The 13,487-nt window shown below is 66.0% G+C and carries 9 protein-coding genes; 5 read left to right on the plus strand and 4 right to left on the minus strand.

The genetic code is table 11. The annotated features are described in order from the left end of the window. Nucleotides 1–51 precede the first annotated feature (51 nt). From TO66_RS16470 to TO66_RS16485, 4 genes are all read left to right on the plus strand, one after another. Nucleotides 52–3,276 (plus strand): hybrid sensor histidine kinase/response regulator, encoded by a 3,225-nt coding sequence (locus TO66_RS16470; RefSeq protein WP_044463325.1) that lies wholly within the window; start codon nt 52–54, stop codon nt 3,274–3,276. 74 nt (nt 3,277–3,350) lie between these two features. Then, nucleotides 3,351–3,998, plus strand: a complete 648-nt coding sequence (locus TO66_RS16475; protein WP_044463326.1) for a response regulator — start codon at nt 3,351–3,353, stop codon at nt 3,996–3,998. Nucleotides 3,999–4,031: 33 nt separating this feature from the next. After that, the gene (locus tag TO66_RS16480) at nt 4,032–4,445 is read left to right on the plus strand and encodes a TIGR03067 domain-containing protein (protein WP_044463327.1); all 414 of its coding nucleotides are present in this window, start codon (nt 4,032–4,034) and stop codon (nt 4,443–4,445) included. Between the two features lie 129 nt (nt 4,446–4,574). Continuing rightward, entirely contained in the window at nt 4,575–5,783 is a 1,209-nt protein-coding gene (locus TO66_RS16485; protein WP_044463328.1) for a serine hydrolase, read from the plus strand. Here TO66_RS16485 and TO66_RS16490 read toward each other — a convergent pair. Together TO66_RS16490 and TO66_RS16495 are read right to left on the minus strand one after the other, a co-directional pair. Beyond that, entirely contained in the window at nt 5,768–8,056 is a 2,289-nt protein-coding gene (locus tag TO66_RS16490; protein WP_044463329.1) for an ATP-dependent DNA helicase, read from the minus strand. The two genes, TO66_RS16485 and TO66_RS16490, sit on opposite strands and share 16 nt — an antisense overlap. Then, nucleotides 8,053–9,705 carry a VRR-NUC domain-containing protein gene (locus TO66_RS16495; RefSeq protein WP_044463330.1) on the minus strand — a complete coding sequence of 551 codons (1,653 nt, stop codon included), beginning with the start codon at nt 9,703–9,705 and terminating at the stop codon, nt 8,053–8,055. Before TO66_RS16495 ends, TO66_RS16490 begins: the two co-directional genes overlap by 4 nt. A 220-nt stretch (nt 9,706–9,925) precedes the next feature. On the opposite strand from TO66_RS16495, the gene TO66_RS16500 reads away from it, so the two are divergent. Beyond that, a complete protein-coding gene (locus TO66_RS16500) occupies nt 9,926–10,150 on the plus strand; it encodes a YgdI/YgdR family lipoprotein (RefSeq protein ID WP_044463331.1) in 225 nt (74 codons plus the stop codon). 775 nt (nt 10,151–10,925) lie between these two features. Here TO66_RS16500 and TO66_RS16505 read toward each other — a convergent pair. Together TO66_RS16505 and TO66_RS16510 are read right to left on the minus strand one after the other, a co-directional pair. Then, nucleotides 10,926–11,312 (minus strand): hypothetical protein, encoded by a 387-nt coding sequence (locus TO66_RS16505; protein ID WP_044463332.1) that lies wholly within the window; start codon nt 11,310–11,312, stop codon nt 10,926–10,928. A 276-nt stretch (nt 11,313–11,588) separates the two neighbouring features. Continuing rightward, nucleotides 11,589–13,442 (minus strand): polyurethanase, encoded by a 1,854-nt coding sequence (locus tag TO66_RS16510; protein WP_044463333.1) that lies wholly within the window; start codon nt 13,440–13,442, stop codon nt 11,589–11,591. Nucleotides 13,443–13,487: the final 45 nt, after the last annotated feature.

The following is a 13,487-nucleotide window of genomic DNA, read 5'->3' on the forward strand; positions in this document are numbered from 1 at the left end:
GTTATTTATCGGTAGAATTCTCGCTTTTTCATGCTTTCTGGACACCCGGCAATGAAACAAAGGGACATGCTTCTTGAGAACCTCACACGAAGTTCGATTCGGCTGAGCAAGGGATTGCTGGTCGTTCTCGGCCTGACGCTCGTGCTGATCGGTATCAGCTACTGGTCGGTGCACAAGACGCTCAAGGAACAATACAGCACCTTCGAGTTTCACTTTGCCCGGCTCATGGAGAACATCCAGGAGCATGAAGACTTTCTTCGCGGCGCCGCCGAACAAAGCACCAGCGGGCAACTGAAGGCCGACGGGCGCCGCAGCTACCTGAAAGAGCCGCTGCCCAACGAAGGCCCGAATGTCTACGAAGGCCGCGAATTCGCCTTTTCCATTCCGTTCAGGCTGGACACCGGCCGCTTGCGCCCGGACGCCGACGAGCTGGCGAAAATGCTCGCGCTCGGCGGCCACCTGACCGATTACTACAGCACCTTCTGGTCGATCTCCCACTATCAGTCGCCCCAGGTGTTCCTGTTCAACGCCGACGACAACTTCAACATCAGCATCCCGGCAGCCTGGCACACCCGAGGCGCCGCGCAAGAAGACAGGATCCCCCGGCAGGCCTTCGTCCAGCATGTGCTGGAACGGCTGCAGGTGAAAAGATCCGCGCACACCGACCGGGAACAGGTGCACTGGGATTCGTTCGAGCCGCCCGCCTCGGTCGAGGCGCCGCTGCGCCTGCTGGCTTACAAGGACATCCGGCTCGACCCGCAACGCCTGCTGATCCAGGGCGCGGACCATGAGGTCACTATCGTTTCGCTGCTCAACATGGATCAGGTCAACAACCTCGAACGCATCATGGACTGGCCGTTCTACGATCACTTCACCCTCGTCTCGCCCTCGGGAAAGATGCTGATCGGTGCGGCGCGGCCGGATGCGGCGCTGCGCGAGGGCCTGAACATCGGTGCCGAGGGCCTGGTGTTCAAGGTGACGAGCCACGGTGGCAAAGGCTGGACAGCGCTCTATACCGTCACCTACCGCAACTATTTCGAATACGCCCTGTGGCCGATCGTGGCCTTGCTGGTGCTGCTGATCGCCCTTCTCGGCGGCGGCTGGTGGATCAGCCGCTGGTACCGCTCGAAAATCGTCGCCCCCGCCTACCAGGCCCACCAGCGGCTTGCGGAAAACGAGGTGTTCAGCCGGGCGGTGATCGACACCGCGCCCATCGGCCTCTGCGTGCTGCGCCGCGCTGGCCTCGAAGTGCTGCTGGCGAATCGCAAGTTTCATCAGTGGCCGGACCTCGCACAGCACCTGCAGCCGCTGCTCGACCGCCAGCAGGACCTCGCCGAGCCTGGCGAGGCCTACCTGGATACCGACGGTGCCCATTTGCAACTGTGCTTCGTGTCCACCCGCTACCAGGGCGAGGATGCCCTGCTCTGCGCCTTCAACGACGTGACCCAGCATATCGAGGGCGCCGCCGAACTGGAGCAGGCCCGCCGTTCGGCCGACGCCGCGAACCAGGCCAAGACCCTGTTCCTCGCCACCATGAGCCATGAAATCCGCACGCCGCTGTATGGCGTGCTCGGCACCCTGGAACTGCTCGGCCTGACGCGCCTGGACGCTCGGCAGCGCGAGCACCTGCAAACCATCCAGCGCTCGTCGAGCACCCTGTTCCAACTGATCAGCGATGTCCTGGACATCTCCAAGATCGAGTCCGGGCAAATGCCGATCGAGGCCGTTGCGTTCTGCCCGTTGCAGGTCATCGAAGACACCCTGCACACCTATGCCGCCTTCGCCGAACAAAAGGGCCTGCTGCTGTACGCCTGCATCGATTCGAAGCTGCCCGACCAATTGCTGGGCGACCCGATGCGCATCCGCCAGATCCTCAACAACCTGGTCAGCAACGCGATCAAGTTCACCGACACCGGGCGCGTGGTGCTGCGCGCGCGGCTGCTGCACGGCGACAACGGCCAGGCCAGCCTGGAATGGCAGGTCACCGACTCCGGCATCGGCATTTCACCGGCGCAGCAGGAGCGCCTGTTCGACACCTTCTACCAGGTGCAGGACGCCAGCAGCGAGGCCGGGGCCGGTCTCGGCCTGACGATCTGCCATTGGCTGGCGCAGATGATGGGCGGCCAGATCCGCGTGGTCAGCGAGCCCGGCCTGGGCAGCAGCTTCTCGTTCCAGTTGGCGCTAAAGGTGCTGCCGGGCACGCTGGACGGCTGCGCCGACATTCTGCCGACGACCCAACCGGTGTATGTCCGCGCGCCCGCCAGCGAACTGGCGCAAAGCATCTGCGACTGGCTCAATCGCCTCGGCGTCGCGGCCAAGCCGTTGCCGACCTACCTCGATCAGGCCCGCCAGGAAACCCTGCTGGTGGACATCCTGCCCGCGGACACCCCGCCCGCCTGGGCCGGCCCCCGGGTCGTCGGCCTCTGCGGCGATCGCCACCTGGCGCCGCCTGCCCCCGGGATCCTGGAAGTGGACGCGCACGACGTGCGCGCCATTGCCCGGGCCGTCTCGCTGACCCTGCATGGCAAGTCGCCGGCGGTGCCCGGCGTGCAGGTCGATAGCGGCAAGCCGCTTGGCCTGCGTATCCTGGTGGCCGAAGACAACGCGATCAACCAGGCGATCATCAAGGAACAGCTCGAAGCCCTGGGCTGCCAGGTAACCACCGCGTCCAACGGCGAAGCCGCCCTGCAACTCTGGCGGCCGCAGCTGTTCGACCTGGTCCTGACCGACGTGAACATGCCGCTGCTCAACGGCTACGAGCTGACCCGCGCCTTGCGCGAGCGCGACCGAGAGATCCCGATCATCGGCATCACCGCCAACGCCCTGCGCGAGGAAGGCAACCGCTGCATGGCCGTCGGCATGAATGCCTGGATCGTCAAGCCCCTGAGCCTGCAGACCCTCTACCAATACCTATCGAACCTGTGCGCCAACGCGCCTACCCAGGAGCCGGAACCGATGCCCCTTGCAAGACCTGCCTCCACCACCGGCGACACCATGATCGAACTGTCGGCGAAAATGCGTGAACTGTTCATTGCCACCATGCGCCAGGACATCCAGAGCGTGACAGACGCCCTGCATGCCGAGGATGCCAAGCGGCTGGCCGAGCGCCTGCACAGCGCCGCGGGTGCCCTGGGCGCCGTGCAGTTGGGCAATCTGGCGAATAACTGCGCCGAACTGGAATCGCAGATCCTCCAGGAGGCAATCACGCCTGCCGTGACCCGCGAGGTGAACGACCTGATCCAGCGCTTGACGGATATCCTTAATGCACTTGAATGAGACACGGCAAGATTTCATGAACGCAATCCCTTACTCTCTCTCCTCACCAACCGGCGTATTACGAGTGGCTAGTCATGGAAAAATTTAAGGTAGTCATCGCCGACGATCACCCGATTGTGCTGCTCGGGGTTCGCGAGTTGATGGAACGGGAAAGCAATTTCGAGATCGTCGGCGAAGCCATCAGCTCGCAAGGGTTGATCGAGCTGCTCGAACAACAGCCGGTCGATATCGTCATCACCGACTACAACATGCCCGGGGACTCGCCCTACGGCGACGGCCTCAAGTTGATCGAATACCTGAAGCGCCACTACCCGCGCTTGCAGATTCTGATCCTGACCATGATTTCCAACCAGCTGATCCTGACGCGCCTGCACGAGCTGGGCGTGGTCGGGGTGATCCAGAAAAGCCAGCTGCACAATGAAATCCAGGTGGCGCTCAAGACCATCGTCGAGCGGGGTTCCTACCAGAGCCTCGAACCTGCGCCGACCTCGGTCATCGATTCCAACGCCAGCATCGACGACCGGATCTCCATGCTCTCGCCCAAGGAGTTCGAGATATTGCGCCTGTTCGTGTCCGGCAAGAGCGTCAGCGAGATCGCCCGCAGCCAGAACCGCAGCTCGAAGACCATCAGCGCGCAGAAGATTTCCGCCATGCGCAAGCTGGAGGTCGAGAGCGACCAGGACCTGCTGACGTACTGCATCGGCCGCAACATCTTCAATTGACCCCTTCCGCTGACGCACAAGGCCCGACCGGCGATGACCGCTGAAGACCTGCTTGACCTGCAACGACTGCAAGGGGCCTGGGAACAGGTGGCCTTCGAGGATAACGGGGTCAGCGACCCACCTGACGAACATGGCGCTCCCGGCGCCCTGACCCTGATCCAGGGCCAGGGATTCCGCGTCGTGACCCTGGACGGCGAGGTGTTGCTCGCCGGCCGGTTCACCCTCGATACCAGCACCCGGCCCAGGTCCATCACCTGGGTCGACTCCATGGGCGCGGACATCGGCAAGCACTTGCCCGCCAGCTACCAGCTGGAGGGCGATCACTTCGTCTTCATCGCCGCGGACGAGGGCCAGCCCAGGCCCGAGGTATTCCGTACCGGCCCCGGCCAGACCCTGCGCCGCTTCGTCCGCGCCGCGCAACCGGGCACGCCTGCCGTCAGTCGTTGAGGCATCGGCTACCTGCCCTCGTCGCCACCTGCGCAGCGCCAGGCCTCGCCATCCGCATGCCGGTCGCGCTTGAAATGACCGTGGATGCCGGTTAGTCATAGCGGACCTTGTGATGACGGAGCCTCCCCCATGAATCGACCCATTCAGGGCCTGCTCGCCCTGGCGGCCACCCTTGGCGCCTCGCTGGCCGGCGCCGCCACCCCGGACGCAGCGCTCGGCAGGCGCATGGACACGGCCATCGACCGGGCCATCGCGGAACAGCGGATCGTCGGCACCGTGGTCGTGGTGATGCGCGACGGCCAGGTGGTCTACCGGCGCGCGGCCGGTTTCGCCGACCGCGAGGCGGCCCGGCCCATGACCGAGGACACCATCCTGCGCCTGGCGTCCATCACCAAGCCCATGGTCTCGGTGGTGGCGATGCGGCTGGTGGAACAAGGCACCTTGTCCCTGGACGATCCGGTCAGCCGCTGGTTGCCCGCGTTCCGGCCACGGCTGGCCGACGGCAGCCAGCCGCCGATCACCCTCAAGCAATTGCTGACCCACACCGCCGGCCTGAGCTACGGCTTTCTCGAGCCCGAGCACGGCGCCTATCGCACCGCGGGGGTTTCCGATGGCCTGGCCGAACCCGGCCTGAGCCTGGAAGACAACCTGCAACGCATTGCCAGCGTGCCCTTGAGCTATCCGCCCGGCACGCAGTGGCGCTACTCCCTGGCCACCGACGTGCTGGGCGCGGTGCTGGAGAAAGCCACCGGCAAGCGCCTGCCGGCCCTGACCCGCGAAATGGTCACCGGCCCGCTGGCGATGCAAGACACCGACTTTGCCGTCAAGGACCCGGCCCGCCTCGGCGCCGCCTACCGCGACGACCAGCCGCGGCCAAGCAGGATGCAGGAGGAAACGGCGCTGCGGGTCGGTAACAGCACCACGCTGTTCTCCCTCCAGCGGATTTTCGATCCGCGCGCCTACCCCTCCGGTGGCGCCGGCATGGCCGGCACCGCGGGCGACGTGGCGCGGTTCCTCGACACCCTGCGCCAGGGCGGCGGAGTCCTGCTGTCCCGCGCCAGCGTGCAGGCGATGATGACCGACCAGGTCGGTGCCCAGGCGCAGGCCCAGGGCCCGGGCTGGGGCTTCGGTTATGGCTGGGCGGTGCTGGACGATCCGGCCCTGGCCGCCACCCCGCAATCGAAGGGCACCCTGCAATGGGGCGGCGCCTATGGCCACAGCTGGTTTGTCGACCCGCAGGCCAGGCTGACCGTGGTGGCGCTGACCAACACCGCCTTCGAGGGCATGTCGGGCGCCTTTACCCGGGAGATCCGCGACGCCGCCTACCCGGCGCCTTGAACCGCCTCGCCGCCGGGTGCGTCGAGCGACCACCAGCGCGGCAGCAATTGCCGGACCCGGGGCTCGGCGAAGCGGTCGTCGATCAGCATCACCACGCCGCGGTCGTGCTGGCTGCGGATCACCCGGCCGGCGGCCTGCACCACCTTTTGCAGGCCGGGATACAGGTAGGTGTAGTCGTAGCCGGCGCCAAAAATCGCCGCCATGCGCTGTTTCAGCTGCTCGTTCACCGGGTTCAGCTGGGCCAGGCCCAGGGTGGCGATAAAGGCCCCGATCAACCGCGACCCCGGCAGGTCGATACCCTCGCCGAAAGCCCCGCCGAGCACCGCGAACCCCACGCCCTGGCCATCGGCGTCGAATCGTTGGAGAAACGCCTGGCGCTGCCCCTCGTCCATCCCCCGGGACTGTTGCCACATCGGGATCTGTGGATGCCGCTGCGCCAACAGGCTGGCCACCTGCTGCAGGTAATCGAAGCTGCTGAAGAACGCCAGGTAATTGCCCGGGCGCCGCTGGAACTGGCTGGCGATCAGCTCGACGATCGGCGCCAGCGACGCCTGGCGATGGGTGAAGCGCGTGGAGATCCGGCTGACCAGCTGCACCTCCAGCTGCGCGGCGTGAAACGGCGACTCCACCTCCACCCACACCGCGTTGTCCGGCAGCCCCAGCAGATCGCGGTAGTAATGCCAGGGGTTCAGGGTCGCCGAGAACAGCACCGTGCTGCGCGCCGCGCTCAGCCGCGGCCCGAGGAACCCGGCCGGCACCACGTTGCGCAGGCACAGGGTGGACAGGCTGCGCCGGGCATTGAGTTCGCGCTTGCTGATATCGAACAGGAACTGCTCATCGAACAGTTCGGCCACCCGGGCAAATTGCAGCGCGTCGAAATAGAAGCCCTGCAAGCCGTTGTCCAGCCCCTGAGGGTGGTCGTTGAGGTAGTCGCCGATCGCCGCAATGCACAGCGCCAGCGCCTTGAGCAGCGGCGCGGGCAGCTGGTCATGGGCCTGATAGGGCCGCTGCTGCTCCTTGTGCAGCGCATTCCATTCGCGGTTGAGCCGTTGCAGGGGCGTCTTCAGCGCCGGCGGCGCAGTCTGGCGCACGCTGCCGAGCTGGTACTGGTCGAGGCTCGCGCTGTACATCGCGCGCCCGCGCTCCACCAGATTGTGGGCTTCGTCCACCAGCGCCGCGACCTTCCACTGGTTGAGCTGCGCCAGGCCGAACAGCAAGGCGCTGAAATCGAAGTAGTAGTTGTAGTCCGCCACCACCAGGTCGCTCCAGCGGGCCATTTCCTGGCTCAGGTAATAGGGGCACAGCCCATGCGCCAGGGCGACCTCGCGCAGCGCCCGCTGGTCCAGCAGCGGCAGCTGGCTTGCCGCCTGCCGCGCCGCCGGCAAGCGCTCGTAGAAACCCTTGGCCAACGGGCAGGACTCGCCATGGCAGGCCAACTCCGGGTGCTCGCAGGCCTTGTCCCGGGCCACCAGTTCCAGTACCCGCAACGGCAGCCCGGGGTTGCGCTCGAACAACAGCCGGGCGCTGTCCAGCGCCAGTTGGCGACCCGGCGTCTTGGCGGTGAGGAAGAACAGCTTGTCCAGTTGCTGCCCGGGCATGGCCTTGAGCATCGGGAACACCGTCCCCAGGGTCTTGCCGATACCCGTCGGCGCCTGGGCCATCAGGCAGCGGCCGGTGCTCACCGCCTTGTACACCGACTCGGCCAGCGTGCGTTGCCCGGGGCGGAAGTCGGGGTGCGGGAAGCCCAGGGCCGCCATCGCCCGGTCACGCGCGGTGCGATGGGCCAGCTCCTGTTCGGCCCATTGCAGGAACAGGCGGCACTGGCGGTTGAAGAACTGCTCCAGGGCCTGGGCGTCGTGCTCCTCCAGCAAGGACGTTTCGCGTTCGCTCTGGATGTCGAAATACACCAGCGCCAGGCGGATGCGGCGCAGTTGCAACTGCTGGCACAGCAGCCAGCCGTAGACCTTGGCCTGGGCCCAATGCAGCTGGCGATGGTTGGCCGGCATGCGCTCGAGGTCGCCACGGTAGGTCTTGACCTCTTCCAGCAGGTTGGCGTCCGGGTCGTAGCCGTCCGCCCTGCCCCTGACCGTCAAGGCGCCGAAGCTGCCCTCGAGGGCGACCTCGCGCTGATAGTTCGCGCTGCGCCGCGCCGCGACCGTGCGATGGCCCTGGATGCCTTCCAGCGCGGTCGGCGACGGGGTGAAGCGCAGGTCGAGGTCGCCGGCCTTGGCGGTGAACTCGCACAGCGCCCGTACCGCGATGCGGTAGTTCACGCGCCCTGCTCCGCCCATTGCACGTAGCAGACCGCCACCGGCATCTGGTGCTGCTGGCAGAACTCCAGCCAGCGCAGCTGGTTATCCTGCAGGCGATCGCCGGGGCCCTTGACCTCGATCATCCGGTAGGTTTTCTGCTGCGGCCAGAACTGGATCAGGTCCGGCATGCCGGCGCGGTTGGCCTTGATGTCCTGCAACAGGCGCTCGAACCAGTGCCGCAGGTGCGCCGCCGGCAGGCAGGCCAGGGCCTGCTCCAGCAGCGCTTCGTCGAGGGCGGCCCAGAACACGAACGGCGATTGCACGCCCCACTTGTCGAGGTAGCGCTGGCGGATGGTCTGCGCATAGCGCCCGTCGTCCAGCTCCGCCAGGCAGGCCTGGAACAGCTCGGCGCGACGGGCGTGGAAATCCTCGCTCAAGAGGTCCGCCGGCCCGCGCTGGAACGGGTGGAAGAAGGCGCCGGGCAGCGGCGCGAAGATCGCCGGCCAGCAGAGCAGCCCGAACAGCGAGTTGATCAGGCTGTTCTCCACGTAGTGCACCGGCGCCTCGACCTCATGCAGGTGGGCCTGGACATGGAACTCCACCGACAGCTGCGGATCGCTGCGCGGCAGGCTGAGGTCCAGGCGCAACAACGGACGCACGCCGCCGCGGGGCGCGGCCGGGCCGCCAAGCTTGCGCCGCAGCCGCGGCAGCACCCGCAGCAGTTGCTGCTGTTCGGCGGCGCTCTGCGGGGCCAGCCCGGCCTCCTCCGCCAGGAGCAACGCTCGGGGATAATCGCCGCTGCGCTCGAAGACCCGGATCAGGCGCATACGCGCCCCGGGATAGGCACAATCCTGGTAGATGGCCGCCGCCAGCGGCCAGTCGGCGAGCCGCTCGCCGTGTTGCCCCAGCAGGAACAGCAATTTGTCCCGGCGCCGCTGCAACCAGGGGTTGTCGCTGGCGAAGGCCCGGGCGGCGGCCAGCACCTCGCCCAGCGCCGCGCCGGCCTCGAAGCGCTGGCGGCAGTCTTCCAGGTAGATGAAGCCCTCGACGTCGGCGCGGCTGCGCAGGGCGCGGGCGTCGTCGTGGAACTCGACCTTCTCGTAGGTGAAGATGCCAAGGTCGGCCAGCACGAACTCCGACCAGTCCTGGTACAGGTTGCCGAAGAACATCAGGCGCAAGCGATCGCACAGCGCCATGACGGTCAGGCTGCACACCCGGTCCTCCAGCCCCGGGCACCATTGGCCCAGGCTGCGTGGCTCGTCGAACTGTGGCGCCAGGGCGGCCAGCCAGTCGGACTTGCGGCCCTTGGGCTGCTCGATCAGCGCCTGGAAGCCCTGGAGGATTTCCGCCTTCTGCAACAGGTTGAACAACTCTTCCAGGGTCAGCGGCGCCTGCTCGTCGACCCAGCCCAGGCGGACCAGCGGCGCGACCGCCGCCCCGGTATCGCCGATTTCCTCATAGGCCAGCCGGGAGCTACGAAAATGACAGCCCTTGCGCATGACCATGCGCACTAGCAGGGCCTGGGACGGCTGGGCCAGGGCCGAGAAATCGGCGATGAAAGCCTGCTCCTCGGGCGACAGCACGTCGGCATAACGCAACTCGAGCCAGGCCAGCACCTGCTGGAAGTTGTGCAGGTAATAAAGAGGGTTTTCCAGGGGATTGGAGGTCACAGGACAAGCGCGCCGCAAAGAGGTGGGTACTGGTTATGCATACAGATAGCAGCTGCCACCCTACCCTGGCAAACACTATTGGATCAGCGGCGACGGAGGTTTTTTTGCGACGCGCTCAGAACTTTCCTGCCGTTAACTACACCAACGGGGCGGATAGCCGTATAGTCGCGAGCCGCCAAACGTGGGTGGACTCACAGGATTCATGAAGAGAGGTTTGTCTATGAACGTCAAATACCTGGCCCTGCCACTGGCCGTCGCCGCCTTTCTGGCCCTGGGCGGCTGTGCCACGCCGACCGTGGTGACGCTGCAGAACGGCACGCAATACCTGACCAAGGACATGCCGAACGCCAAGACCAGCGACGGGTTCTACGAGTTCGAGGACATCGCCGGCAAGAAGATCCGCGTCAAGGCCGACGACGTCGCCACCGTTCGCAAGGAAGACTGATCGCCCGGGCCTGGTCGCCCTCAGCGCCAGCCCTTGAAAGGGCTGGTCCCAAAACCTGAATCCCTGATCTGCTGGTGTACCTGTCCATGCACCTCCGGTCGGCTTCGTCGAGGGGCGCTGCGCGCCTACCCCTGATGAGCACCGCCATTCGACCTGCCGATGGGGTGGATAAATCAAGATCAAAAGCCAAACGTGACCTACCGGTCGGCGCACCTGTAGCCGCTGCCGAGCCCCGGCGAGGCTGCGATCGAGGCCGCAGGACTCGCCAGGTGGGCACCGCGTTTTTCCAGATATTGCGCGGTGGCAGGCTTGGCGGCCCTGCGGGCCGATCGCAGCCTCGCCGGAGCTCGGCAGCGGCTACAGGGTTTAGCCCCGGCCGAATCGAACTCTCAGCTAGGCCGGCCGGTAGGCCGCCGTCTTGCTTTTGATCTGAGCGCCCCGTTAACCACGATGGCCGAACGCAGGCATTGAGCCGTGGGTAACCCGGCAGGGATGCCGGGTTAGCCGCCCCAGGCCATGGATGGCCTGTGGCGGCGGCCCACGGATCAATGCCGGAGTGAGAGCACACCGAGCCTAGGCGAGGTGCCGAGTGGAGGGGCAAAGCGTTTTTGGTTCCTTTTTAGGCGTTTGTAAAAAGGGACCCGCCGTAAGGGCGGAACCATAAGCCGCCGTTACCGCAGCAACGGATATGTACCCCGTCCAAAAAAATGCAGCACCAGAACCACCGCCATCGCGAGCAAGTCGGATCGCCGCCCGACCTTGAAAGGGCTGGCCCTCAGGGCGACCAGGGTGCCGAATGCTGCCCCGGCACGCTGTTATCGCAGGAAATGTAGCGCTGTTCCCCCCGTCTCTGCAGTTCGCTGCGCACTTGCCGACAACGCTCGAACTCCCGGGCGTCCGCATTATCGATGCTGATATTGCCGGTAGTTTCCGGCTGCTTGCCCTCCCCCAGCGTCACGTTCACCACGGGACGTTCCCCGTCGAGCTGAAAGCGCTTGTCCTGCTCGGGCTCCGTTACCTTGCCCGGCGTCTCAGCCGGCAGCTGGTCCGGAGTCACGCCGAAGCGTTGCAGGATCGACGGCTGAGGCAGGTCCTCGGCCACTGCGCCGCCCGCTGCCAAAAGCAGCGCCAGCCCCAAGCCATGCCACGGTTGTTTACTCATCGTTCTTTTGCCCATCGTTGTCACCCTTGCCTACACACCGGCCGCTGCCTTGGCGTCGGCTGCCCTGCCTGGATAACGCATGGCCGGCCACGGACTTTAGCCGCCGCGCAGCCACTTGCGCCCTCGCGGCGCCCGGCCACGGACCGGACGCTGGCGCCCCCTGTGCCGGGGGCGATCAGCTATTGGAGGCCTGCGCGCCAGTTCGGGTCACGCCTTGTGGGCATGCCGGCTGCGCGCCTGGCGATGCGCAGGGCACGTCGCCCGCGCCGTCCGGGCTCAGGCGAGGACGATATTGGCGCCGTTGAGGTGATCCAGGCTCACGCCCACCAGGGTCACCGAGTCGTCACCGAAGCTCAGCAGCGTATCGTTGCCCACGGTGCTGGCATGGGCGCGGAAATCGTCGTTGGGGGTAATGCCCGCGACGCCGAGGAACACCAGTTTGTCGCTGCTCTGGTAGCCCAGCACGCGGTCCTGGCCGAACTCGCCGCTGAACAGGAAGGTGTTGTTGCCACCGCCCCCTTCCAGCAGGTCGTTGCCCGCACCGCCGACCAGCACATCGTTGCCGCGGCCGCCGATCAGGTGATCGTCGCCGTCCAGGCCGAACAGCCAGTCGCCACCGGCGTGGGCGGTCAGGGTGTTGGCCGCGGCGTCGCCCTTCACCGACGAGGCGTACTGGGTCAGGCTGCTCCCCGCCTGCAGGCCCTTGTCGGTCACGCTGTGGGTCACGTCGTTCTTGAACAGGCCCCAGAGGAAACCCGGTTCCTTGCTGGCGATCGCGCCGATATCGCGGGTGAGGCTGATCCCGCCGTTGGCATCGCGCACGTACAGGGTGCCGGCGCCGTCGTTGGCGAAGCTGAAATTCTTCACCGACTGCTGCAGGTCCAGGGTGTTGTTGCCCGAGCCGCCCAGCAGGATGTTGTAGCCACCGGCATCGCGGAAGGTGTCGTTGCCGGCGCGGCCTTCCAGGTAGTCGTTGCCCGAGCCGCCCTGGATCAGGTCGGCGCTGTCGCTGCCGATGATGAAGGTGCTGCCCTTGTGGGTCTCGGCATTGCGGTTCAGGTCCTGGACCCAGGTGTTGGCCCGCGCCGGGTCCGACAGGTTGGCGACGATGATGGTCGAGTCCTTGCTCGTCAGGTCGTAGAACTTCGATTCGAGGATCCGCGTCAGGCCGTCGCCATAGGCGGTGGGCAAGTGGCTGACCCAGGTCGGGATGTTGAGGATGGAGAACGGCAGCAGGTTCCAGGCATCCGAGGCGTAGTAGTCGTTGAAGCTGACGATGTTGTTGGTCGCCGACGCCTGCGCCGTGTCATGCACGCCCAGCGATGCCAGGTTGAACGCCGAGCCGTCGAGGGCACGGAACACCGGGTCCTGCTCGTAGCCGATGTTCAGCACCTTGTCCCCCGCGCTCTGGGTCGGCGACGCATAGGCGATGTAGTTGGCGTCCTGGTAGAAGCCCGACCAGCGATCGCCGCTCAGGTCCGCCAGGCTGTTGACCGCCAGGCCGCCGAGGCTGTGGCCGCTGACCAGCACGTCCTGGCCCGTCAGGCCATTGGCCCGGGCGAAGGCGGCGACGTCGGCGAGCAGCGAGCCGAAGGCTTCGCCGGCGTAGTTCTTCGCGTAGTCCTTGGGCCCGAATGCCGCCTGCAAGTCGTTGATCAGGTCGCCGATGGAATCGCCGATCAGCGATTCGCGGGGGCCGCTGGTGCCGCGAAAGGCGATGCCGATGGACGTCAGGTGGCCCTGGTCGTCGTACTTGCCGAGGATTTCCGCCTGGGCCGTGGTGTAGCCGGCCTTTTCCCCGTAGAAGGTGCCCCTGAAGTCGGTCTTGCCGTCGTAGCCCAGCTGCGAGGCGCTGATCGGCGTCCAGCCGGCCTTCTGCACCGCGGCCAGCGCGGCCTTTTCCGAATCGGGGTTCCAGGGCACGCCGGGAATCACCCCTTGCGAATCGCCGCTGCCGATCAGCGCCGTCACCAGGGTCGCCGGCAAGCCAAGGCCGAAGCCGTACTGCTGGTAACCGGCGGCAAAGCCGTTGTCGAGGTTGTGGTAGGAATACAGCGTGATCGCCATGGCATCGGAAAACAGTGCCTTGGAATCTTCTGTGCCGAGGTTCTTGTAGTCATACACACCCATGGTATTGCCTCTCTCTGTTGTTGAACTTGTTCGAGATAGCTCACG

The organism is Pseudomonas sp. MRSN 12121, assembly GCF_000931465.1.
GTDB lineage: Bacteria > Pseudomonadota > Gammaproteobacteria > Pseudomonadales > Pseudomonadaceae > Aquipseudomonas.

Bases quoted from the DNA above. Each gene is read 5' to 3' on its own strand.
- TO66_RS16485 (WP_044463328.1), top strand. From the start codon at position 4,575: ATGAATCGACCCATTCAGGGCCTGCTCGCCCTGGCGGCCACCCTTGGC.
- TO66_RS16505 (WP_044463332.1), bottom strand. From the start codon at position 11,312: ATGAGTAAACAACCGTGGCATGGCTTGGGGCTGGCGCTGCTTTTGGCA.
- TO66_RS16510 (WP_044463333.1), bottom strand. From the start codon at position 13,442: ATGGGTGTGTATGACTACAAGAACCTCGGCACAGAAGATTCCAAGGCA.
- TO66_RS16480 (WP_044463327.1), top strand. From the start codon at position 4,032: ATGACCGCTGAAGACCTGCTTGACCTGCAACGACTGCAAGGGGCCTGG.
- TO66_RS16470 (WP_044463325.1), top strand. From the start codon at position 52: ATGAAACAAAGGGACATGCTTCTTGAGAACCTCACACGAAGTTCGATT.
- TO66_RS16475 (WP_044463326.1), top strand. From the start codon at position 3,351: ATGGAAAAATTTAAGGTAGTCATCGCCGACGATCACCCGATTGTGCTG.
- TO66_RS16500 (WP_044463331.1), top strand. From the start codon at position 9,926: ATGAACGTCAAATACCTGGCCCTGCCACTGGCCGTCGCCGCCTTTCTG.